Here is a 22,087-nt window from a genome sequence, read left to right as displayed (position 1 = left end):
ACTCCGGCAGCCCGAATTCCAGCCGGCACCGGGCGCCAAGGCAGAATAGGATCATGACCCTTACGACGTTCGCCCTCGTCCGCCATGGCCAGACCGACTGGAATGCCGAGCGCCGGCTGCAGGGTGCCACCGATATCCCCCTGAACGACGTCGGACGCGGCCAGGCACGTGACGCCGTCGCCGTCCTGGCCCCGTACGAATGGGACGTGATCGTGTCCTCCCCGCTGAGCCGGGCCGCCGAGACCGCGGACCTGATCGCCGAAGGATTGGGGTTCGCGGTGGCCCGGCGCATCCCCGAACTGACCGAGCGCAGCTTCGGACCGGCCGAAGGAATGCAGGCCGGCCCCGAACTGGAGGCGCTGCGAGTGCCCGGCGGGTTCAAGGGTGCTGAAAGCGAAGCCGAGGCGGCGGACCGTGGCCTCGCCGCGCTTGAGGCATTGGCGGAGGAATTCCGTGGGCAGCGGATACTGGTGGTGGCGCACGGCACCCTGCTGCGGGTCAGCCTCAGCCGTGCCATCGGCCAGACCTTGGCCAGCGTGGACAACGCCGCCCTGAATCTGGCACACCACCATGCTGTGGACGGGTGGAAGCTGGAGTATTTCAACGGTGAACCGATGATGGCGGCCGCGGGGGCCTGAACAGCCTCCTGACGGGGGCTAAGCAGGCCTGCCCCAGCGCAGGGCGGGCCTTGCTACCTCGCTTCGAGGATCAGGGCCAGCAGCCTCGCTGCCGCGGGCCGGGCGGAATGTTCCTCGTTCCACTGCGCCCGGGACACTGCCTTGCTGACAGCCTGGGTGGTGATGCCCAGTTCCTGCGCCACCGCTTTTTGCTGGCCGCGGACCCCGGGCGTCAGCAGGTCCAGCACCCGCCATTCGGCGCCGGAACGGTCCCGGACAATGTGTCCGAGCAGCCGCAGCACGGCCTCCGCGTCATGGGCCACATCGGCAAGGGGCCCCTCCACTGCAACCGGAATCCGCTCCTTGCTGCTGCGGAGCCGGTCCACGGCCCTGCGCGCGTAGACCAGGCCATGGCCGGTGGCGTCCTTGATTTGGTTGGGCAGCGGCTCGTCCACCGGCCCGGCGCCGATTCCCACGTACCAGGATCCGCTGCGCAAAGCGATCAGCGCCGCCTCCACAGCCTGGTGCGGGCAGTCCACCACACCCTGCACTTCATCCTCGACGGACCGGTCAAAATCCAGGCGCGCAGGGATATGTCGCAGCGCTTTGAGCAGCTGCGGCACCTGGTCGCCGTCGCGCCGGCTGTCAGTCTGGTTGATGGTCAGCGTGAACATTCTGGGTACACACTACCCGGAAGTAGAAATGACGAAACCGCCGCGGCCGGGGGTGTGAAAGTCCTGGAATGGGCGCGGGGCACGACGCCGGGCCTTGCCTGCGTGCCCCTTCATCTGTTGCCATGGGGGAACGGCCGCCCAGCGGCACACCCGATGTAAGGATGGCTATGGCCGGGAATACAGGGCACGACGACATGCGGCACGACCGGCGGGGGCAGGCCGGGGCGTCGGCGGACGATCTGGCCCTGGTGGACCGCTGGTGGCGCGCCGCCAACTACCTCTCCGTGGGGCAGATTTACCTGCGCTCCAACCCGTTGCTGCGGGAGCCGCTGCAGGCGGCGGACACCAAGTCCCGGCTGTTGGGCCACTGGGGCACCACGCCCGGGCTTAACTTCGTCTACGCCCACCTGAACCGCGTGATCCGCCGCGACTCCCTGGAGATGCTCTTTGTTGCCGGTCCCGGCCATGGCGGTCCCGCCGTCGTCGCCAATGCCTGGATGGAGGGGACCTACTCCGAAATCTATGCGCACGTGGGCAACGATGAGGCCGGCATGGCTGAACTGTTCCGGCAGTTCTCCTACCCCGGCGGCATCCCCAGCCATGCCGCCCCGGAAACTCCCGGCTCCATCAGCGAAGGCGGGGAACTCGGGTATTCCCTGGCGCACGCGTACGGGTCGGTGTTCGACAACCCGCAGCTGGTGACCGCCGTCGTGATTGGCGACGGCGAGGCGGAAACCGGGCCCCTGGCTGCCAGCTGGCACTCCCACAACTTCCTGGATCCCGCAGCGGACGGCGCGGTGCTGCCCATCCTGCACCTGAACGGCTACAAGATCGCCAATCCCACCATCCTGGCCCGGATGCCTGAGCAGCAGTTGGAGCAGCTGCTGCGCGGGTACGGACACGAACCGTACTTCGTCACCGTGGCCGACCCGGACAACACGGAACAGGCACACCGTGATTTCGCCGGCGTCCTGGACCGGTGCCTGGCGGACATCAAGGCCATCCAGGATGCCCACCGGCAGGACGCTTCCGGTGAAGAGGCGGGGGAGGGCGGACACCGCTGGCCCCTGATCGTGCTGCGCTCGCCCAAGGGCTGGACCGGGCCGCGGACCGTGGACGGGCTGCAGGTTGAAGGCACGTGGCGGGCGCACCAGGTGCCGCTGTCCGAAGTCCGCACCAACGGTGACCACCTGAAGCAGCTGGAGGAATGGATGCAGTCCTACCGGCCCCGGGAACTGTTCGACGGCGGCGGCCGGCTCCGCGCCGACGTCGCCGAGGGCGCCCCCACCGGCGACTTCCGCATGAGCGCCACACCGCATGCCAACGGCGGACTGCTCAGGCGCGCCCTGAAGCTGCCCGCCTACCGGGACCACGCCGTGGAGGTACACCACCCGGGTACCGAACGGGTGAGCCCTATGGTCACGCTGGGCTCCTGGATGCGGGACGTCATCGCGCAGAACATGGAGAACTTCCGGCTGTTCGGCCCGGACGAGACGGCCTCCAACCGGCTGCAGAACGTCTACGAGGCCACCGACAAGGTGTGGCAGTACAGGATCGACGACGTCGACGAGCACCTTGCGCGCTCCGGCCGGGTCCTGGAGGTGCTGAGCGAGCACCTGTGCCAGGGCTGGCTGGAAGGATATCTCCTGACCGGCCGGCACGGGGTCTTCAACTGCTACGAGGCCTTCGTCCACATTGTCGATTCCATGTTCAACCAGCACGCCAAATGGCTGAAGGTTTCCCGCGGGCTGCCATGGCGCCGGCCGGTGGCCTCCCTGAACTACTTGCTGTCCTCGCACGTCTGGCAGCAGGACCACAATGGCTTCTCGCACCAGGATCCAGGGTTCATCGACCACGCGGTGAACAAGAAGGCAGAGGTCATCCGGGTCTACCTGCCGCCGGACACCAATACCCTGCTCTCCGTCATGGAGCACTGCCTGGCCTCCACCGACTACGTGAACATCGTGGTCAGCGGCAAGCAACCGTCGCCCACCTGGTTGGGTCCGGCGGACGCCGCCAACCATTGCCGGCGCGGCCTGGGCATCTGGACGTTCGCGGGGTCCGAGGTGCCAGGTGAGGAGCCCGACGTCGTCCTGGCCTGCGCCGGTGATGTCCCCACCGTGGAGACCGTGGCCGCCGCGGAACTGCTCCGGGACGGCGCTCCCGGGCTCAAGGTACGGGTGGTGAACGTGGTGGACCTGATGCGGCTGCAGGATGACAGCGAGCATCCCCACGGCCTCCCCGCGCACGACTTCGACGGGATCTTCACCACCGACAAGCCGGTCATTTTCGCCTACCACGGCTATCCGGCGCTGATCCACCGGCTCGCGTACCGCCGCACCAACCAGCAGGGCCTGCACGTGCACGGGTACAAGGAAGAGGGCACCACCACCACGCCGTTCGATATGGCCATGCTCAACGGCATTGACCGCTTCACCCTGGCCATCGACGCGATCGACCGTGTCCCCGGCCTGGCGGGGAAGCATGCCTTATTGCGCCAGGACCTGCAGGACCGGCGCAACCGGGCCCGCGAGCACACCCGCACGCATGGCGAGGACCCGGCGGAAATCCGGAACTGGACCCTGGGCGGCTAGGAGCTGTCCGGGAGTTCGTCGAGGCGGGAGTCCGGAAGGTGGATCCAGCCTTCGGTGCGGGCGGCCGCTGCGTGGGTGCTGTCCGGCAGGAGGGTACGACGCCGGGCGGCGGCGCGGGCGGTCAGGGAGGCGATGACGGCGTCGAAGAGGTCGTCCGAGCCTGCCAGGCTGTCGCGGTGCCCGGCCAGGTCCAGCCACGGCGCCTGTTCCTCGAGGGCGGCCAGCAGGAGGGCCAGGCGCTCGGCTTCCGGGACGCCGCGGCCCTTGTAGCCGCGGCCGTTGAGGCCCCAGATCTTCAGGGACGCCGCGGGGTACACCTCGGCCAGGCGGCCGGAACCGTCCCTTGGCTGCGGGCCGTGGAGTTGGGCGATCTTTGCCTGGATGACCGCGCAGCGCATGGCAGGGTGGGCCAGCCGGTCCGCGGAGACGCTGAGCGGGATCAGGCCTGTCCGTGCCGTGCAGAAACGGTCCGTGTCCCGGTACGCGAGCAGCCGGCGGCCGGCGATTCCGTCGTGTTCAAGGACAGGGGCCGCGATGTTGTCCAGGTGCCCGGTGAGGAACGGGATCAGGGCATCGGGCCAGCCTACGGGGCAGTCGACGCCGGTCATGTCGGTGCTGCCGAACAGCTCCACGATGTGCTGGTCGTCCACGTCCAGGGCCAGGTGGGTGAGCCGGGCGGCCCCGCTGCCCGTGCTGCCTGCGCCCCACTCAATGACCGCCACCGCGGTCTTCCTGGTGGCCGCCGCGAGGTCCACGCCGAGGGTCTTCATGCCGGGCTCAGACGCGCCTGTAGCGCAGCGCCCCGTCAACGGCTCCGGCCTCGCCCAGGTCATCGCCCCGGGCAAAGCCGGCCCACAGGGCCCGCACTGAACGGCCGGTAGAGTCCACGTCCTCCCACCGGGCACCGTTGATCAGGCCCACGCCGTCCCAGGTCTTCCGGGTGCCGAGCAGCAGGGGCAGGTCGATGGTGTGGGCTGCGCCGAAAATGTTGCCGGGGGCGTGCCAGTCCAGGACGTACCGGTGCGCGCGGCCGCCTGCCTTCGCGTGCCGGCGGGCAAAGCGGCGGGTGGCCCGGCCGTACACGGTTTCGGTGACCACCCAGTCGATGGCGCGGACGGCAGTGGCACCCACCAACGGAACGGCGGCCAACCGCATGAGCCACGGGCTGCGGGGGAGGAACAACCGGGCTTCCTCGGTTGTGTGCCCGATCAGCACGTCAATCGCGGGGGCGGTCCGGTCCCAGGCCGCCTCGATGGCATCCTCCTCCGGGAGCGGATCGTGGCCGTACTGCGTTCCAAACGGCATGGCCGCGAGCATCCCGAACTTCCGCGCCACCTGGGCGACCTGTGCCTCGCGTTCCACCACCTCCATGGCCGGCGTTTCCTCGGTCACCGTTTCGGCGGCGATGCCCATGGCATGGTTCATCCGGGCGCGTCCCAGGGCAATGCCCAGCGGTGCGCTTTGGATGATGGCACGCTGGAAGAGCCCGGGCGCGTCCGGCGTGGCCATGAGGTGGGCGATCGCGTCGCCGCCGGCGGACTGGCCGAAGGCGGTCACCCGGCCCGGGTCGCCGCCGAACGCCCCGATGTTCCGCTGTACCCAGCGGAAGGCTTCCAGCTGGTCCAGGAGACCCAGGTTGCCTGGACGACCGGCCGGCGTGGCCAGGAACCCAAACAGGCCCAGGCGGTAGGTCACGGTTACCACCACCACGCGGTTTTCGGACACCAGCCTGGCGGGATCGAAGATGGCCAGGTCTCCGGATCCGGTGGTGTAGGAACCTCCATGGATCCACACCATGACGGGCAGCCGTTCCCCCGGCTGGAGGTCGCCGGGCATGGTGATGGAGAGGTTCTGGCAGTCCTCGCTGCCCGGGAGCTCCCCGTAGGTGGTGCCCAGGACGTCGTCGAGGAACGGGACCGGGCCTTGCGGGCAGGCCGGGGCCAACGCCGTGGCGGCATAGTCGCTGGTCCAGTCCGCGACCGGTGCCGGGGCTTGGAAACGTGGGGCCCGGGCGTACGGGATTCCGGTGGCACGAAGGACATCGCCGTCCCGCCAGCCGGTGACGGGGCCGCAGGGCGGATTGAACAACAACGTGGAGTTAAGCGTCGGCTCGGTAGGCACAGGTCCACGATTCCACAGATTTCCAGTGGCCGGACAACAGAAATCCCCGCCTCCCGGACAATTCCCCATCGCGTGATGCGGGGAATAGTCCGAGATGCGGGGACTTGTGGCGAAGGCCGCGCGCAGGCGGGCCGCCGCAGGAATTAGTGGCCGGTGGGCACGTAGCGCTTGATGGAGGCTTCCAATTCGGCTTCGGCGGCGGCACGGTCGCCCCAGCCCTCGGCCTTGACCCACTTGCCGGGCTCCAGGTCCTTGTAGCGGGTGAAGAAGTGCTCGATTTCCTTGATCAGGAACTCGTTGACATCGCTCACTTCCTGGATGTGGTCAAAGCGGGCATCCACCGGGACGCACAGGATCTTGGCGTCTCCGCCACCGTCGTCGGTCATGTTGAAGACGCCGATGGGGCGTGATTCGACGATGACGCCGGGGTGCAGGTCGAAGTCCTGCAGCAGCACCAGCGCGTCCAGCGGGTCGCCGTCCTCGCCGAGGGTGTTTTCGAAGTACCCGTAGTGGGTGGGGTACTGCATGGAGGTGAAGAGGACGCGGTCCAGGCGGACGCGGCCGGTCTCGTGGTCAACTTCATACTTGACGCGTGATCCCTTGGGGATCTCGATGGTCACGTCGTGCTTCATGGAATGCTCCTCGGCAATTACAGGGGGTGCGCGGCACACTTGACGGCCCACAAAAGAGAGTGTCGGTACCGCCGACTACTATTGAGGATATAGCGAGAGGCCCTGGAATCAGGAACTTGTGGGGAAATTTCAGGACTTGAGGACCAGCACCAGCATGAGCAACACAACCGGCACGGAATCCCGGCGTGGCCGGCGTTCCTTGGGCTCCGCAGGCCTGGGCCAGGCCCTGCGGGCGGCCATCCCCCCGGTGCTGGTGGTCTTGCTGCTGTTGGTCCTGGCAGTCCCGGCGGCCCTGCTGGTGGCACCGGGATTCGTCGCCCCCGGAGCGACTGTCGCTGCCGCGCCGGTTCCGGCCTGGCAGCAGCTCCCCGCCACGGTGTCCGCCCCGCAAGTCCTTGCCCCGCTCCAGCAGTCCGCGCCGGTGCCCACGCCCTCGGCGGTGGCGGCCCAAGTGGATCCGCTGTTGGCCACCGACGGCGGCGGCACTTTCACGGGCATGGTGCAGGACGCGTCCACCGGCCAGGTCCTTTTTGACCGGGGCGGCTCGGAAGGCCGGGTGCCGGCGTCCAACCTCAAGCTGCTGACGTCGGCAGCCGCGCTGCGGACCCTGGGGCCGGACCACCGCTTCGCCACCAAGGTGCTGCGCGGTCCCGCTCCCGGGCAGGTAGTGCTGGTAGGTGGCGGCGACGTCCTGCTGGGGGCCGGGGAGTCGCGGCCCGAACAAACCCTGGGCCACGCCGGCCTGGCCACCCTTGCGGCGCAGGCCGTGGATGCCTTGCGGGCTGCCGGCACCACCGGGGAAATTACAGTGCTGCTGGATGACTCGCTCTTCACCGGTCCCGCGCTGAACCCGGCCTGGCTGGCGGGCGACGTGGAAGCCGGCGAAATTGCCCCGCTCTACCCACTCGCCCTCAACTCCGCGCGCTTCGATCCTGCGGTCACCACAGGCCCACGGCCGCAGGACGCAGCCATGGCCGCGGCCGGGGAATTCGCTGCGCGGCTCCGCGCTGCAGGCGCCGGAGCGGGCCTGACCGTCGCGGCCGGCGTCGAACGCGCACCCGGCACGGCCACGGCGGCAGGCGCCGCCGTGCAGGCGCAGCCCGTGGTGCTGGCAGAGGTTGAATCGGCCACCGTGGCCGAGCAGGTGGACCTGATGCTGCAGGTATCGGACAACTACCTGGCCGAGACCATGGGCCGGATGGCGGCGCTGGCCACCGGCCGGTCCGGCAGCAATGACGGCGCAACGGCAGCGGTCGTTGCCGAGGCGGGGGCCGCCGGAGTCGCCACGGACACCATCAAACTGGCGGACGTGTGCGGGCTGGCCCTGGGCAACCAGGTATCGGCCCGCCAGTTCACGGACGTGGTCAGGGCCATGACCACCGGTGCCGATGCCAGGCTGCGCGGTGCCTTGGACGGCTTTCCGGTGGGCGGCCTGTCCGGCACCCTGGACACCCGGTACGGGGATGCCGGCACGGCGGGCGGGGCAGGCCTGGTGCGCGCCAAGACCGGGACCTTGAACACCGTCCTGGCCCTGAGCGGCTACGTGGTGGACGCCGACGGCCGGCTCCTGGTGTTCTCGTTCATCGGCAACGGGCTCACGCCGGGGGCGGCAGGGAACAAGCAGGCGCTGGACCGTGCGGCCACGGTGCTGGCCGGGTGCGGCTGCCGCTGACCTGCTGCGGCTGCACGCCCAATGCGGCCATGACGACGGCGGCAAGCACCGACGCCCAGCCCTTGCGCGGGCCTGCGGCCAGGGGAGGGATGGGGCGGTAGGGGATCATGGCGGCCTCCTTCTGAGGGTTCTTGGCCTGTACCCCAACGATGGCCGGGCCGGCTGGGCCGCCGCTTTCGACGCCCTGTGCGGTGGCTGTGGAAGTTCGCCGGTCAGCGAACTTTAAGGACGTTGTCCGGCGCGCTGTGTTCTGATGGGACCATGGAGTCCACCGCGCGCGAGTCCGCACCGACGCTGTCCCCAACGGCCCAGTCCCTGATCAACTGGGACCTCGCTGCTTCCGCGGCGGCGAGGCTGGCTCCGGCCGGCCCGGTGCTGGATGAAAAGGCCATTGGCGAGGCGGTGGACAGCCTCCGCCGGCTCGCCGACGCATCCGTCCCGCATGTCCACGACATCACCGGCCTGGAAGCCGCGCGGGACCTGCGGGACTCCTCCGTGCTGGTGGTGGACCGGGCATCCTGGGCCAAGGCCAACACCCAGAGCTTCGCGGTGATGCTCAAGCCCGCCATGCAGAAGATGCTGGACAGCCGCCGCGGCACCCTGAGCCCCTCCGCGGCCAGCGTCAGCGGCGCCATCACCGGCGGCCAGCTCGGCGCCGTGCTCGCCTTCCTCTCCAGCAAGGTGCTGGGCCAGTACGATCCCTTCGCGGCCCTGGCCGAGAACTCCAGTGCGCCTGCTGCCGGCCGGCTCCTGCTCGTGGCACCGAACATCGTCTCGGTGGAGCGTGAACTCAACGTCGCGCCGGAGGACTTCAGGCTCTGGGTGTGCCTGCACGAGCAGACCCACCGGGTCCAGTTCGCCGCGGCACCTTGGCTGCGCCACCACATGCTCGAACAGATCGATGAACTCAGCGGCCACCTGCTGGGGAACGTCGATTCCCTGATGGAGCGCGCCTCCGCCGCTGCCCGTTCGTTGAAGGACCGTTCCGCCACCGGAAACACGCCCGGCCGGGGCGCCATCCTGGACCTGCTGCAGGACCCCGAAGAGAAGGCCGCCATCTCCCACCTCACCGCGGTGATGAGCCTCCTCGAAGGGCACGCCAACGTGGTGATGGACGCCGTTGACGCCAGCATCGTCCCCTCCGTGAAGACCATCCGGCAGCGGTTCAACGACCGCGGCAAGGACCGCGGCGTGATCGAAAAGTTCATCCGCAGCCTCCTGGGCCTGGACGCGAAAATGCGCCAGTACTCCGATGGCGCCCGCTTTGTCCGCGCGGTGGTGGACGTGGCCGGCATGGAGGGCTTCAACAGGGTCTGGGAGTCGGTGGACCACTTGCCCACGGAGCCGGAGATCCACGACGCCAAGCTGTGGATTGACCGGATGGGCCTCTGATTGCCGGACGCCCAGCCGCACCACCCGCCCATGCCTGAGAATCCTTCCACCGGCCCAACCCCGCGCCGCAGCGGACGGCGCCGTCCCGGCAGGCTCGCCCCCGTCGTCGGCACTGCTCGCAAAATGCTGCAAAAAGCGCTCGCCGACGCCGGCTATCCCCGCCGTATCACCGTGGCATGCAGCGGCGGGCCCGACTCCCTGGCACTCGCCGCGGTGGCCGCCTACTTCGCCCGGCGCGGCCACGTTGACGGCCACCCGCTGGCCGTGGGCGCCGTGGTGGTGGACCACCAGCTGCAGGCAGGGTCCGTCCAGGTTGCCGCCCGCACCGCTGAAGCCCTGCGGGAGCTGGGCCTCGATCCTGTCGAAATCCGCACCGTCACGGTCTCGGCGGCCGGCATGGGCCCCGAAGCTGCGGCCCGCGAGGCCCGGCACGCCGCGCTGGAGGCTGCAGCGGACCAGCAGGGCGCCGGCGCCATCCTCCTGGGACACACCCTCGACGACCAGGCCGAACAGGTGCTGCTGGGCCTGGCCCGCGGCTCCGGAACGCGGTCCCTCGCCGGCATGCGGCCCGCCCGCGCAGGAACCGGACACAGCGTGCTGCTGCGCCCGTTCCTGGGGCTGCGCCGGGCAGATACGGAGGAGATCTGCGCCGTCGAGGAGCTGGAACCCTGGCACGACCCCACCAACACCGACCCTGCCTTCGCCCGCTCGCGCACCAGGGTGGAAGTGCTCCCGCACCTTGAGCAAAAGCTGGGTCCGGGAGTGGCCGAGTCCCTGGCCCGCACCGCCGCGATCCTGCAGCTGGACGCGGACTACCTCGAGGATGTGGCGGAAAGCACCTATGCCTCCCTCGTGGAGCGGTACGGCACGGACCTCAGCCTGCCGGAGGAGGCGCTGGGGGCTTTGGCCCCAGCCATCAGGTTCCGCGTGATTGCCAAGGCAGCGGCCGACGCCGGCGGCCAGCAGCCCGGCTACCAGCGCCTTTTGGCGGCGGAAGCGCTGCTCCGGCGGCAGGGTTCCGCAGGCCCGGTGGAGCTTCCGGGCGGCGTGAGCGTGTACCGGTTGTCGCTGGCGCAACTGGAACGGCCTGCCGGTGCCGGCAGCCCGGGAGGCGCCGCTTCCGTTCCCCGTGAACGGGCGCGCTGTGGGAAGCTAGTATTCCGGCCTCAAAAACCGCCCGAAAAATAGTCGCACCCCGCATCTAAACAGGAGCCATTGGTGGATTCAAACGACGTCCAGGCAGACCTCAAGCACGTTCTCTACACCAAGGAACAGATCCAGCAGCGGATCACCGAACTCGCCGCGCAGATCGACAAGGACTATGAAGGGCGCGAGATCCTCGTTGTCGGTGTCCTCAAGGGTGCCGTGATGGTCATGGCGGACCTGGCCCGGGCCCTGCACAGCCACGTGTCCATGGACTGGATGGCGGTGTCTTCCTACGGCTCCGGGACGCAGTCCTCCGGCGTGGTGCGGATCCTGAAGGACCTGGACACCGACCTGATGGGCAAGGACGTGCTGATCGTCGAGGACATCATCGATTCCGGCCTCACCTTGTCCTGGCTGAAGACCAACCTGGAATCCCGCGGCACCGCCTCGGTGGAGATCTGCACCGCCTTCCGCAAGCCCACCGCCGCCAAGGTGGAGATCGACGTCAAGTACGTTGGCTACGACATCCCCAACGAATTCGTGGTGGGCTACGGCCTGGACTACGCCGAAAAGTACCGCAACCTGGACTTCGTGGGCACCCTCGCCCCGCACGTCTACGAATAAGCTGCCCGCGACAGCAGCCCCTGCTGCCCAGGGCCACCACCGTGGGTAGCAGGAACGTTGGCATCAGGGACGTGGCCCGCGCGGCAGGGGTGTCCGCCACCACCGTCTCCCATGTCCTCAATGACGCGCCATACGCCCGCGTCAGCCCCGAAACCCGCGAAAAAGTGAAGTCGACGGCGGCCCGGCTGGGGTACGGGCCCAACCGGCTGGCCCGGGCCCTCCGCAGCCGCAAGTCAGGCGTGCTGGGCCTGGTCAGCGAGGATGTGGCCACCACGCCGCATGCCGGCCGCATCATCCTCGGCGCCGATGAAGCGGCCCGCGCCCGGGGCTACACCCTGATGATCATCAACACTGCGGGCTCGGCGGACCACGGCTCCCGTGAAACCGACGTGGAGTCCCTGCTGGAGCGGCAGGTTGACGGCATCCTCTACGCCACCATGTACCACCGGTACCTGCAGGCGCCCGCCAACCTCGGCAAGGTCCCTTCGGTGCTGGTGGATGCCGTCACAGCGGATGACAGTTTTCCGGCAGTGGTCCCGGACGAGTACGGCGGTGCGGCCGCCGCGGTGGAAGCCCTCCTTGCCGCGGGCCATACCCGGATCGGGTTCATCAACAACACCGAGGACGTTCCCTCCACCGTCCGGCGGCTGCAGGGTTTCCGGGACACGCTGACCCGCGCGGGCCTGGACGGTTCCTCCGCCCCCGTCGAGCCGGCGTCGTCCGATGCTGCCGGGGGATACGCTGCCGCCCGCAGGATGCTGGGAAGCGGCCACCCGCCGTCGGGCCTTTTCTGCTACAACGACCGCATGGCCATGGGCGCCTACCGCGCGGCCGCGGAACTGGGCCTCTCCATCCCGGGCGACCTGTCCGTCGTCGGCTTCGATGACCAGGAACTGATTGCCGCCAGCCTCCACCCCGGCCTGAGCACCGTGGCCCTCCCGCACTACGAAATGGGTGCGTGGGCGGCGGACCGGCTGATCGACGCCATCGAAGCCGAATCCGGCGAAGCCCCCAGAACCGGCGCCGACGCCCGCGGCGGAACATCCGGCCCGGTGCTCCTCGGCTGCCCGCTGGTAACCCGCGGGTCCGTCGCAGCGCCGCCGGAACAGCCCTGACCGGGGCATTCCCTGACTTCCGGGCCCGCTACGCCCACAGGGAACTTTTGCTTTTCGCTATGCGTGATGTACTCCGGACGGTGTATAGCTAGAAGCTGACGCAGCACCATCACGCGCGCAGACTACTCGCCGTGAAGCACTACCGGAAGGGACGGGGCGAGCCCCCGAACAGATGAAAGCTAAGAACTTCTTCAAAGGCCCGGGCATCTGGATCGTCGTTGTGGTCGGTCTGCTCCTGGTGGCTTTTGCAACGCTCGCCCCCGGCGGTGCAGCCCGGATCGACACGGACAAGGGCCTGGAGCTGCTTTCCAGCAACAAGGTGGAGCAGGCCAAGATCTTCGACGGCGAAAACCGCGTTGACCTCACGCTGAAGGACAACCTGCAGGTGAACGGGCAGGACAAAGGCAAGAGCGTGCAGTTCTTCTTCGTGGACGCCCGCGCGCAGGATGTGGTGAAGGCTGTCACCGACGCCAAGCCCGCCCAAGGCTTCACAGACCAGCCCATCGAGAGCAACTGGTTCTCCGGCCTGCTCTCGCTCCTGATCCCCGTGATCCTCCTGGGCGCCCTGTTCTGGTTCCTGATGACCCGGATGCAGGGCGGCGGCTCCAAGATCATGCAGTTCGGCAAGTCCAAGGCCAAGATGGTCAGCAAGGACATGCCGCAGGTGACCTTCGCCGATGTCGCGGGTTCCGACGAGGCAGTGGAGGAACTGCAGGAAATCAAGGAATTCCTGCAGGAGCCCGCAAAGTTCCAGGCCGTCGGCGCCAAGATCCCCAAGGGCGTGCTGCTCTACGGCCCGCCAGGCACCGGTAAGACGCTGCTGGCCCGCGCAGTGGCCGGTGAGGCAGGCGTCCCCTTCTTCTCCATCTCGGGCTCGGACTTCGTGGAAATGTTCGTCGGCGTCGGTGCCTCCCGCGTCCGCGACCTCTTTGAACAGGCCAAGGCCAACTCGCCCGCCATCATCTTCGTGGACGAGATCGACGCCGTGGGCCGGCACCGCGGCGCCGGCATTGGCGGCGGCAACGACGAACGCGAGCAGACCCTCAACCAGCTGCTGGTGGAGATGGACGGCTTCGACGTCAAGACCAACGTCATCCTGATCGCCGCCACCAACCGGCCCGACGTCCTGGACCCGGCACTGCTGCGTCCGGGCCGCTTCGACCGCCAGATCGGTGTGGAGGCCCCCGACCTGATCGGCCGCGACCAGATCCTCAAGGTCCACGCCAAGGGCAAGCCGATGGCTCCGGGCGTCGACCTCAAGGCCGTCGCCAAGAAGACGCCGGGTTACACCGGTGCGGACCTGGCGAACGTCCTCAACGAGGCCGCCCTGCTTACCGCCCGCTCCAACGCGAACCTGATTGATGACCGCGCCCTGGACGAGGCCATCGACCGCGTCATGGCCGGCCCGCAGAAGCGCAGCCGCGTCATGAAGGAACACGAGCGGAAGATCACCGCCTACCACGAGGGCGGGCACGCCCTGGTTGCCGCGGCCCTGCGGAACTCTGCGCCGGTCACCAAGATCACCATCCTCCCGCGCGGACGGGCCCTGGGTTACACCATGGTGGTGCCGGACAACGACAAGTACTCCGTGACCCGCAACGAACTCCTGGACCAGATGGCGTACGCCATGGGCGGGCGCGTCGCCGAGGAGATCGTGTTCCACGATCCGTCCACCGGCGCCTCCAACGACATCGAAAAGGCCACCGGCACCGCCCGGAAGATGGTCACCGAATACGGCATGAGCGAACGCGTCGGCGCGGTCCGGCTGGGCCAGGGCGGCGGCGAGCCGTTCCTGGGCCGCGACGCCGGGCACGAGCGCAACTACTCGGACCAGATCGCGTACGTCGTGGATGAGGAAGTGCGCCGCCTGATTGAGCAGGCCCATGACGAAGCGTACGAAATCCTCACCGAAAACCGGGACATCCTGGACATCCTGGCCCTGGAACTGCTGGAGCGGGAAACCCTGAACCAGGCCGAGATCGCCGACATCTTCCGTGACGTCCGCAAGCGTGACTTCCGCGAGGTGTGGCTGTCCAAGGAAACCCGCCCCGTGCAGATGGCGGGTCCGGTGGAGAGCCGCCTGGAGCGGGCAGAACGCGAGGCCCAGGAGGAAGCGAAGAAGGCCCGGATGGACGAGCCGCTGGACGCCCAGCCGCCGCATTCCCAAGGTGTTGCGGAGGATGCGCCGTTTCATGGCGGCACCCCCGAATCGGGGCCCGGCACCCTTCGCGGCTAAGCTTTCCCTGTGACTTCCTTCGACGACGACGACGTTTCCGCCTCCGCCGATCACCTGGCGGAAGGCGGTCACCGGTCCTCAAAACATGAAAGAGTGGACCGGCCCCGGATCGAGGCGGCCGTCCGCGAGATCCTCCTCGCCATCGGCGAGGACCCGGACCGCGGCGGGCTCGTAGATACCCCCAAACGGGTTGCGAAGGCGTACGCCGAGGTGTTCGCCGGGCTGCACCACGACCCCGCCGAGGTCCTGTCCACCACCTTTGACCTGGACCACGAGGAACTCGTCCTGGTCAAGGACATTCCGTTCTATTCCACCTGCGAGCACCACCTGGTGCCATTCCACGGGGTGGCGCACGTTGGCTACATCCCGTCGCATGACGGCAAGGTCACCGGGTTGAGCAAGCTGGCCCGGCTGGTGGACATCTACGCCCGCCGCCCGCAGGTCCAGGAGCGGCTGACCACGGAGATCGTCGAAGCGATGGTCCGCTACCTCAAGCCCCGCGGGGCGATCGTCGTTGTCGAATGCGAGCACATGTGCATGTCGATGCGCGGCATCCGCAAGCCCGGAGCGAAGACCGTCACCAGTGCGGTCCGCGGGCAGCTGCATGACCCGGCCACCCGTGCCGAGGCCATGAGCCTCATCCTCGGAAGGTAACAAACCATGGATTCACTAGCCGCAGCCCCCGGAACGGGGCCCGCGACCTCGCCGCTGCCCATCCTCCGCAAGCCCCGCCCGGCGGCCCGCTTCGAGGACCTCCCCACCGGCCGCACACTGGTCATGGGGATCCTGAACGTCACCCCGGATTCCTTCAGCGACGGCGGAAAGCACCCCACCGCGGACACCGCCATCGCTGCCGGCCTGCGGATGTTGTACGCAGGGGCGGACATCATCGACGTCGGCGGGGAGTCCACCCGCCCCGGTGCCGAGGACGTCACGCCGGAAGAAGAGCAGCGGCGCGTCCTGCCGGTCATCGAAGCACTCGTGAAGGCCGGTGCGCTGGTCAGCATCGACACCACCCACGCCGCCACTGCGGCCGCCGCCCTGAAGGCCGGCGCCGCCATCATCAATGACGTCTCCGGGCTGACCATCGAACCGGAGATGGCGGAGCTCGTGGCAGCATCCAAGGTCCCCTACGTCCTCACGCACCGCCGCGGGGACGCCCGGACCATGAATTCACTCGCTGAGTACACGGACGTGGCAGGCGAGGTCGTGGCCGAGCTGGCGGGGGTGCGGGACAAGCTCTACGCCGCAGGAGTCAGCCACGAGCAGATCATCGTGGACCCCGGCCTGGGGTTCGCCAAGAACGACGCCCACAACTGGGAGCTGCTGCAGAACCTGGACCAGCTGGACAGCCTGGGCCACCGGGTCCTGGTGGCGGCCTCCCGCAAGAGGTTCCTGGGCACGCTGCTCACCGTGGCCGGCAAGTCCGCCGCTCCGGAGGAACGGGACGGTGCCACGGCGGCAATCACCGCCATCAGCGCCTCGCGCGGCGCATGGGCAGTCCGCGTGCACGACGTCGGGCCAAGCCTTGACGCCGTCAAGGTCGCTGCCCGCATGGCAGCGGTACCCACGCCACAAGCCGTACCCAAGACGCACTAGGGCCGGGGGACCCCATGGACAGGATTACGCTGACGGGCGTGACCGCCGTCGGTCATCACGGCGTGTTTGATTTTGAGCGCCGCGAGGGCCAGCCTTTCGTGGTGGACGCGGTGCTCTATCTTGACTTCGCCGCAGCAGCGGAGTCAGACGACGTCCGGGACACCGCGCACTACGGCGAGGTGGCGCAGCGTATTACCGACTGGATCGCCGGGGAACCCCTGAACCTCATCGAGGCGTTGGCCGTGCGGATTGCCGAGAGCCTGCTTGACGAATTCCCGCTCCAGGCGGTGGACATCACCGTCCACAAACCCCAGGCTCCCATCGCAGTGCCTTTTGGCGACGTCGCCGTGACCGTCCACCGGAGCCGTGTCCCGGCCGACAGCGGCCTGTCCGGGGAGCCGGCATGAACCGCGCCTACACCAAGGCCGTGCTGGCCTTGGGCAGCAACCTTGGCGAGCGGAATGAAACCCTGACCGAAGCCGTGGCCGACCTCGTGGATCCGCCGGAAGTCAGGCTCCTGGCTGTCTCCCCGATCGTCCAGACCAAAGCCGTGGGCGGCCCGTCCGGCCAGCCGGACTTCCTGAACATGGTGATTACCGTGGAGACCAGCCTGGGTGCGCAGGAACTGCTGGAGCACTGCCAGGCGGTGGAGAACAAGCACCTCCGCGTCCGCGAGGTCCGCTGGGGGCCGCGGACGCTCGACGTCGACATCATCACCTATGGCGACCTGCACAGTGACGATCCGGCGCTGACGCTCCCGCATCCCCGTGCTGCCACCCGGGCCTTCGTCCTGTACCCGTGGTCGCTGATCGAACCCGCCGCCATGCTGGGCGGGGAACGGATCAGCGCCCTGGCGGTCCGTGCCCCGGACTTCGGCGACCTTGCGCCGTTCGACGGTTTCGGGGACTTCGACGGGATGCCGACGGCAGGAGCGGTGGAGCCGCGATGAAACCCATCAACCCGCTGCGCCTGATGCTGATCGGCGTCATCCTTGCCGTCGCGGGCTGGTCGGCGACCGTGGTCACCAGCCGCTACAGCATTGCCACACCAGTCCTTCCCGCCACCGCGCTGGCCACCATGGGCGTCATCGTCATCATCACGCTGATCCTGGGCATCCGCGTCGTGCGGTGGCGCAACAGCCTCAAGCCCGGCAGCAAGGCAAAGAAGACCCAACTTGATCCGCTCCTGGCCGCAAGGACACTGATCCTCGCCCAGGCGTGCGCCTACGCCGGAACGGTCCTGCTGGGCTGGCACGCGGGCATCGTCCTGGACCAGTTGCGGATCTGGAGCCTGCGGAGCGACCAGGGCATCACCTGGCTTGCCTTGGCCATGGCCGGCGGCGGCCTGGTGATGATCGTGGTGGGGCTCGTGGTGGAACGGTTCTGCCGGATCCCTCCGGAGGACGGCGACACCACCAGCACCGATGGCAAGGGCCGCCCTGCCCGCGGCGAGGCTGCCGGGGAAGGCGAATATGCGTACCGAGGCGATTGACCCGCCCGGTATTTCCTGGCAGCGGGTGTCGCCACGGTACGTCACGGTCCGGCTGGCGGAGTGGGCCCTCGGCAACCTGGTTGCGGTGCTGGTCCTGTCCGCTCCGCTGGTGTTTGTCATCCTGGGCTGGTGGTCCTGGCCGCCTGTGTGGCTTGCCGTGACCGTCCCGGCCGCCATGCTGGTGCTGGCCTTGTGGCGGCTGGTGCTCATTCCGCGGCAGGTCCGGGCCATCGGTTACGCCGAGCGGGACGAGGACCTGCTGGTCAGGGGCGGCATCTTCTTCCAGCGCACCATGGCCGTGCCGTACGGGCGCATGCAGTACGTGGATATCGCCGTGGGGCCGGTGGAGCGGGCCCTGGGCCTGTGCACGCTGAAGCTCCATACCGCCTCGCCCGGAACCCATGCACGCATTCCCGGCCTGCCGGTGGCTGAGGGCGCCCGGCTCAGGGAAGAGCTGACGGCACGCGGCGAAGCCAGGCTGGCCGGGCTGTGACCGCTGACGGCCAGCTGCCGGCGGTGCCGCCCGCAGCGGCCGGCCGGGACACCGCAGCCGAGTCCGACGACGGCTGGCAGCGGGTGCACCCCGCGTCACCGTTTGTGAGGGGCTGGTTTGCCCTGGCCGCCATTGCGTTCTTCTTTGGGCGGGACATTTTTGAACGGGCCCTGCAGGGCCAGCCCGTTTTCGAGGAAGGCCTGGGGCGGCGCGCTCCGTGGCTCCTGGGCGGTGGCGCGGCCGTGCTGGTGGTGGCGGTGCTGGGGTTCGTACTGACCTGGTACTTCACCAAATACCAGGTGTCCGGCGGCTACGTCCGGGTCACCAGCGGCTTGCTGTTCCGCCAGCACCGGCAGGCGCGGCTGGACCGGGTGCAGGCCATCGACATCGTGCAGCCGCTGCTGGCCCGCATCTTCGGCCTGGCCGAACTCAAATTCGAGGTGGCCGACGCGGGGGAGTCCGCGGTGCGGCTCGCCTACCTCAGGATCGATGATGCGCGCCAACTGCGTGCCACCATCCTGGCCCGCGCGTCGGGTGCCGCAGCCGTCGCCGTGCCCGGGGCCGGCTTTTCCGGTGCCGGACAGCCGGCCCGGGCCGCAGCCGAGGAGCCGGAATTCCCGGTACTTGCCGTCCCGCCGTCGCGCCTGCTCGGTTCGCTGCTGCTGAGTGAGCAGAGCTTTTTCGTGGTGGTGGGCGGCGCCGCCTCCGTGGTGCTGTCCGCGGTGACGGACAACCGCGCCTTCTACTTCTACCTGGTGCCGGCGGTGCTGGGCCTGGCGGCCGGCTACTGGAATTTCTTCAACAGGGGCTACAACTTCACGGCGGCAGTCTCGCCGGACGGCATCCGGCTGAGGTACGGGCTGCTGGACACCCAGGCGCAGACCCTTCCGCCCGGCCGGATCCAGGCGGTAAAAGTGGCCCAGTCCCCGCTGTGGCGCCCGTTCGGCTGGTACCGGATGCAGGTGAACGTGGCCGGTTACGGGCAGTCCGGCAACGCCGTCGAGGGCAATACCCGGACCATCCTCCTGCCGGTGGGTAAACTTCCCGATGTCCTGGCCATGCTCTCGCTGGTGCTGCCGGACCCCGGTACTGACCAGCCTGCGGCCGTCTTTGCAGCCGGCTTGAACGGCAGGGATTCCGACGGCGGGTTCATCACCACGCCGCGGCGGGCCTGGCTGCTGGCACCCTTTGCGTGGCGCCGCAACGGCTTTGCCGCCACGGACACGGCCCTTTTGATCCGCTCCGGGCGGTGGTGGCGTGAGCTGGTGGTGGTTCCCCATCAGCGGACGCAGTCGCTGGCCCTGCAGCAGGGGCCCGTGGCGCGGCGGTTCCGGGTGGCGGACCTGGTGCTGCACACCACCGCCGGGCCCGTCGCCCCGCGGCTGGCCCAGGCGGGCCTGGATGAGGCCCGGCAGCTCTTCAACGACCAGTCTGCGCGTGCCCGGCTGGCCCGGAAACGGCAAACCACGGAACAGTGGCTCCAGCAGGTTGCCCCGGCCGCGGGACCTATGACCACCAGCACCCCTTACCAAAAGGAGGGCCAGCAGCATGGCTAAACCCGGACGCCTCGGCGTCGGAATCATCGGCGCCGGAAAGGTGGGGGCCGTGCTGGGCGCGGCCCTGCGCGCAGCAGAGCACGCCGTCGTCGGGGTCTCGGCGGTCTCGGACGCAAGCCGGGAACGGGCTGAGGCCCTGCTGCCGGGCGTTCCCATCCTGGAGGTGCAGGACATCGTGGAGCGCGCCGAGCTGGTGCTGCTGGCCGTGCCCGACGACGCCCTGCCGGGCCTCGTGGAGGGACTGGCGAAGCTCGGCGCCTGGCAGCCCGGCCAGCTGGTGGCCCACACCTCCGGCCGGTTCGGCGTGGGCGTGCTGCACCCGGTGCGGTCCGCCGGTGCCGTGCCGCTGGCCCTGCATCCGGCCATGACGTTCACGGGCATGAGCCTGGACCTTTCCCGGCTCCTGGACTGCACCTTTGGCGTGACCGCAGATGCCGCCATGCTGCCGATCGCCCAGGCCCTGGTGGTGGAGATGGGGGCGGAGCCGGTGGCCATCGCCGAAGCGGACAGGACCCTCTACCACGCCGCCTTGGCCCATGGTTCCAACCACCTGGTCACCCTGGTTGCCCAGGCATCCCAGTTGCTGCGCGAGGTGGGGGTGGAGCTGCCGGAGCGCATGCTCGGCCCGCTCCTGCGGGCAACGCTGGAAAACGCGCTGGCCTCCGGGGAATCCGCACTGACCGGCCCCGTGGCCCGCGGTGACGTGGGAACGGTCCGTGCCCACACGGAAGCGCTGCGGGAGTTCGACGGCGGCGGGCACGGTGACGTGCTGGAAGCCTACCTGGCGATGGCCCGGGCCACAGCCCTGCGGGCAGAGGGCCGCGGACTGCTCAAACCCGACCAGCTGAAGGGGCTGCGCGAGGCCCTCGACCCGAAGGAAGACTGAATGTCCATTCAACTCGTCACCACCGTCGCAGGCCTGCACGCCGAGAGCGCCAGGCTCCTTGGCGCCAAGAAGGGTCTCTCGCAGGGGCTGGTACCCACCATGGGCGCACTCCATGACGGCCATGCCGCGCTGGCGCGCACCGCCGTCGAGCAGAACGACGTGGTGGTGGCGAGCATCTTCGTCAACCCCCTGCAGTTTGGCGACGCCGGGGACCTGGACCGCTACCCGCGGACGCTTGAGGCGGACCTTGCCCTGCTGGAGGAACAGGGCGTGGACCTGGCCTTCGCGCCATCCGTGGAGGAGGTCTATCCAAACGGGGAACCCCTGGTTCGGATCACCTCCGGCCGCCTTGGCGAAAAGTGGGAGGGTGCGTCGCGTCCGGGCCATTTCGACGGCGCGCTGACCGTGGTGGCGAAGCTGCTGCATTACGGCATGCCCGCTGCCGGTCTTCCGGCCGGGTCCGCGAACCCGGCTTTGCCCGGCGGACTGCCGGCGTACCGGGCGTACTTTGGACAGAAAGACGCCCAGCAGCTGGCCTTGGTGCGGCGGATGGCGGCGGACCTGAACTTCCCGGTGGAGATCGTTGGCGTGCCCACGGTGAGGTCTGCGGACGGGCTGGCGTTGTCCAGCCGCAACCGCTTCCTGTCCGCGGACGAGCGGGAAGCCGCGTTGGTCCTGTCCCGGGCACTGCGGCTGCTGGAACAGCGCGCAAATGCCCACGAACCGCTGGACCTGGAATCGGCGCTGGCCCTGGTGGAGTCCCAGCCGCTGGTGGAACTGGACTACTTCGACGTGGTGGACCCCGGCACGCTTGAGCCGTTGGCGGAAAACTGCAGGGAGACCCCGTTCCGCGGCGACGCCCTGGCCCTCATCGCGGCCAAGGTGGGCCCGGTCCGCCTGATCGACAACATGCCGTTGAGTTCCTGAGCGCCGGCGGCTTGCAGCCCGGCGTCACATGGCCCGGGCTACCAGCCCGGCCTGTCCGGGCTGTTCATGAGCTGTTCGAGGAGCGCGCGCTCCGGGCGCCCGGGATTCCTGGCCACGCACCCGCGGAGCCGGTCCCGCACCCACTCTTCCCGCGGATCCTTGCTGCAGAGCACCTCATCGATAATCTCCTGCGCCTGCCACCGGAGCGATTCGATGGCGAACTGCCGGACGTCCTCGGGAGTGTCGCCGGACATCCACGGGTCCGGGTCCGAGGGGACGCCTTGGAACATTCGCTCTACTGTCATCGGGGCC

22 protein-coding genes are annotated in these 22,087 nt (G+C 68.9%); 17 read left to right on the top strand and 5 right to left on the bottom strand.

Features of this window, described 5'->3' with window-relative positions; genetic code table 11:
• Positions 1 to 53 precede the first annotated feature (53 nt).
• Positions 54 to 638 carry a histidine phosphatase family protein gene (locus C563_RS0113870; RefSeq protein ID WP_018762668.1) on the top strand — a complete coding sequence of 195 codons (585 nt, stop codon included), beginning with the start codon at positions 54 to 56 and terminating at the stop codon, positions 636 to 638.
• A gap of 53 nt (positions 639 to 691) precedes the next feature.
• Here the strand turns inward: C563_RS0113870 and C563_RS0113865 are convergent, their stop codons facing one another.
• Positions 692 to 1,291, bottom strand: coding sequence for a hypothetical protein (locus C563_RS0113865; RefSeq protein ID WP_018762667.1), 600 nt, complete (start codon positions 1,289 to 1,291; stop codon positions 692 to 694).
• Between the two features lie 167 nt (positions 1,292 to 1,458).
• Here C563_RS0113865 and C563_RS0113860 point away from each other — a divergent pair, with 167 nt between their 5' ends.
• On the top strand, positions 1,459 to 3,885 hold the full coding sequence (locus tag C563_RS0113860; protein ID WP_018762666.1) for a phosphoketolase: 2,427 nt from the start codon (positions 1,459 to 1,461) through the stop codon (positions 3,883 to 3,885).
• On the opposite strand, the gene C563_RS0113855 is transcribed toward C563_RS0113860, so the two are convergent.
• From C563_RS0113855 to C563_RS0113845, 3 genes are all read right to left on the bottom strand, one after another.
• Positions 3,882 to 4,655, bottom strand: coding sequence for a DUF429 domain-containing protein (locus C563_RS0113855; RefSeq protein WP_018762665.1), 774 nt, complete (start codon positions 4,653 to 4,655; stop codon positions 3,882 to 3,884). The genes C563_RS0113860 and C563_RS0113855 overlap by 4 nt on opposite strands.
• 7 nt (positions 4,656 to 4,662) lie before the next feature.
• Entirely contained in the window at positions 4,663 to 6,006 is a 1,344-nt protein-coding gene (locus tag C563_RS0113850; protein ID WP_018762664.1) for a carboxylesterase family protein, read from the bottom strand.
• Positions 6,007 to 6,149: 143 nt separating this feature from the next.
• Positions 6,150 to 6,638, bottom strand: coding sequence for an inorganic diphosphatase (locus C563_RS0113845; protein ID WP_018762663.1), 489 nt, complete (start codon positions 6,636 to 6,638; stop codon positions 6,150 to 6,152).
• A 154-nt stretch (positions 6,639 to 6,792) separates the two neighbouring features.
• On the opposite strand from C563_RS0113845, the gene C563_RS0113840 reads away from it, so the two are divergent.
• The 15 genes from C563_RS0113840 (at position 6,793) to C563_RS0113770 (ending at position 21,775) form a co-directional block, all read left to right on the top strand.
• Positions 6,793 to 8,310 (top strand): D-alanyl-D-alanine carboxypeptidase/D-alanyl-D-alanine-endopeptidase, encoded by a 1,518-nt coding sequence (locus tag C563_RS0113840; protein WP_026264831.1) that lies wholly within the window; start codon positions 6,793 to 6,795, stop codon positions 8,308 to 8,310.
• A 261-nt stretch (positions 8,311 to 8,571) separates the two neighbouring features.
• On the top strand, positions 8,572 to 9,702 hold the full coding sequence (locus C563_RS0113835) for a zinc-dependent metalloprotease (protein ID WP_018762661.1): 1,131 nt from the start codon (positions 8,572 to 8,574) through the stop codon (positions 9,700 to 9,702).
• Between the two features lie 123 nt (positions 9,703 to 9,825).
• Positions 9,826 to 10,890 (top strand): tRNA lysidine(34) synthetase TilS, encoded by a 1,065-nt coding sequence (gene tilS / locus C563_RS0113830; RefSeq protein WP_018762660.1) that lies wholly within the window; start codon positions 9,826 to 9,828, stop codon positions 10,888 to 10,890.
• Between the two features lie 30 nt (positions 10,891 to 10,920).
• Positions 10,921 to 11,472 carry a hypoxanthine phosphoribosyltransferase gene (hpt, locus tag C563_RS0113825; RefSeq protein ID WP_018762659.1) on the top strand — a complete coding sequence of 184 codons (552 nt, stop codon included), beginning with the start codon at positions 10,921 to 10,923 and terminating at the stop codon, positions 11,470 to 11,472.
• Positions 11,473 to 11,513: 41 nt separating this feature from the next.
• Positions 11,514 to 12,587, top strand: coding sequence for a LacI family DNA-binding transcriptional regulator (locus C563_RS0113820; RefSeq protein ID WP_043424219.1), 1,074 nt, complete (start codon positions 11,514 to 11,516; stop codon positions 12,585 to 12,587).
• 172 nt (positions 12,588 to 12,759) lie between these two features.
• Positions 12,760 to 14,823, top strand: coding sequence for an ATP-dependent zinc metalloprotease FtsH (gene ftsH / locus C563_RS0113815; protein ID WP_018762657.1), 2,064 nt, complete (start codon positions 12,760 to 12,762; stop codon positions 14,821 to 14,823).
• A gap of 9 nt (positions 14,824 to 14,832) precedes the next feature.
• On the top strand, positions 14,833 to 15,477 hold the full coding sequence (folE, locus tag C563_RS0113810; RefSeq protein WP_026264829.1) for a GTP cyclohydrolase I FolE: 645 nt from the start codon (positions 14,833 to 14,835) through the stop codon (positions 15,475 to 15,477).
• Between the two features lie 6 nt (positions 15,478 to 15,483).
• Complete coding sequence (folP, locus tag C563_RS0113805; RefSeq protein WP_018762655.1) at positions 15,484 to 16,422, top strand: dihydropteroate synthase; 939 nt, start codon at positions 15,484 to 15,486, stop codon at positions 16,420 to 16,422.
• A 14-nt stretch (positions 16,423 to 16,436) separates the two neighbouring features.
• On the top strand, positions 16,437 to 16,829 hold the full coding sequence (folB, locus tag C563_RS0113800) for a dihydroneopterin aldolase (protein ID WP_043424218.1): 393 nt from the start codon (positions 16,437 to 16,439) through the stop codon (positions 16,827 to 16,829).
• Positions 16,826 to 17,371, top strand: coding sequence for a 2-amino-4-hydroxy-6-hydroxymethyldihydropteridine diphosphokinase (gene folK / locus C563_RS0113795; RefSeq protein ID WP_018762653.1), 546 nt, complete (start codon positions 16,826 to 16,828; stop codon positions 17,369 to 17,371). Before folB ends, folK begins: the two co-directional genes overlap by 4 nt.
• A complete protein-coding gene (locus C563_RS0113790; protein ID WP_018762652.1) occupies positions 17,368 to 17,913 on the top strand; it encodes a DUF3180 domain-containing protein in 546 nt (181 codons plus the stop codon). The genes folK and C563_RS0113790 overlap by 4 nt, the downstream gene beginning before the upstream one ends.
• The gene (locus C563_RS0113785; RefSeq protein WP_018762651.1) at positions 17,894 to 18,406 is read left to right on the top strand and encodes a PH domain-containing protein; all 513 of its coding nucleotides are present in this window, start codon (positions 17,894 to 17,896) and stop codon (positions 18,404 to 18,406) included. Before C563_RS0113790 ends, C563_RS0113785 begins: the two co-directional genes overlap by 20 nt.
• Positions 18,403 to 19,962, top strand: coding sequence for a PH domain-containing protein (locus tag C563_RS0113780; RefSeq protein ID WP_018762650.1), 1,560 nt, complete (start codon positions 18,403 to 18,405; stop codon positions 19,960 to 19,962). The genes C563_RS0113785 and C563_RS0113780 overlap by 4 nt, the downstream gene beginning before the upstream one ends.
• Entirely contained in the window at positions 19,955 to 20,848 is an 894-nt protein-coding gene (locus tag C563_RS0113775) for a Rossmann-like and DUF2520 domain-containing protein (RefSeq protein ID WP_018762649.1), read from the top strand. The genes C563_RS0113780 and C563_RS0113775 overlap by 8 nt, the downstream gene beginning before the upstream one ends.
• Positions 20,849 to 21,775, top strand: a complete 927-nt coding sequence (locus tag C563_RS0113770; protein WP_018762648.1) for a 4-phosphopantoate--beta-alanine ligase — start codon at positions 20,849 to 20,851, stop codon at positions 21,773 to 21,775.
• A 38-nt stretch (positions 21,776 to 21,813) separates the two neighbouring features.
• Here C563_RS0113770 and C563_RS0113765 read toward each other — a convergent pair whose 3' ends face one another.
• The gene (locus C563_RS0113765) at positions 21,814 to 22,080 is read right to left on the bottom strand and encodes a hypothetical protein (RefSeq protein WP_018762647.1); all 267 of its coding nucleotides are present in this window, start codon (positions 22,078 to 22,080) and stop codon (positions 21,814 to 21,816) included.
• Positions 22,081 to 22,087 lie beyond the last annotated feature (7 nt).

The sequence above is a fragment of the Arthrobacter sp. 135MFCol5.1 genome, from assembly GCF_000374865.1.
GTDB lineage: Bacteria > Actinomycetota > Actinomycetes > Actinomycetales > Micrococcaceae > Arthrobacter.
This window is presented reverse-complemented; position numbering and strand designations above follow the sequence as displayed.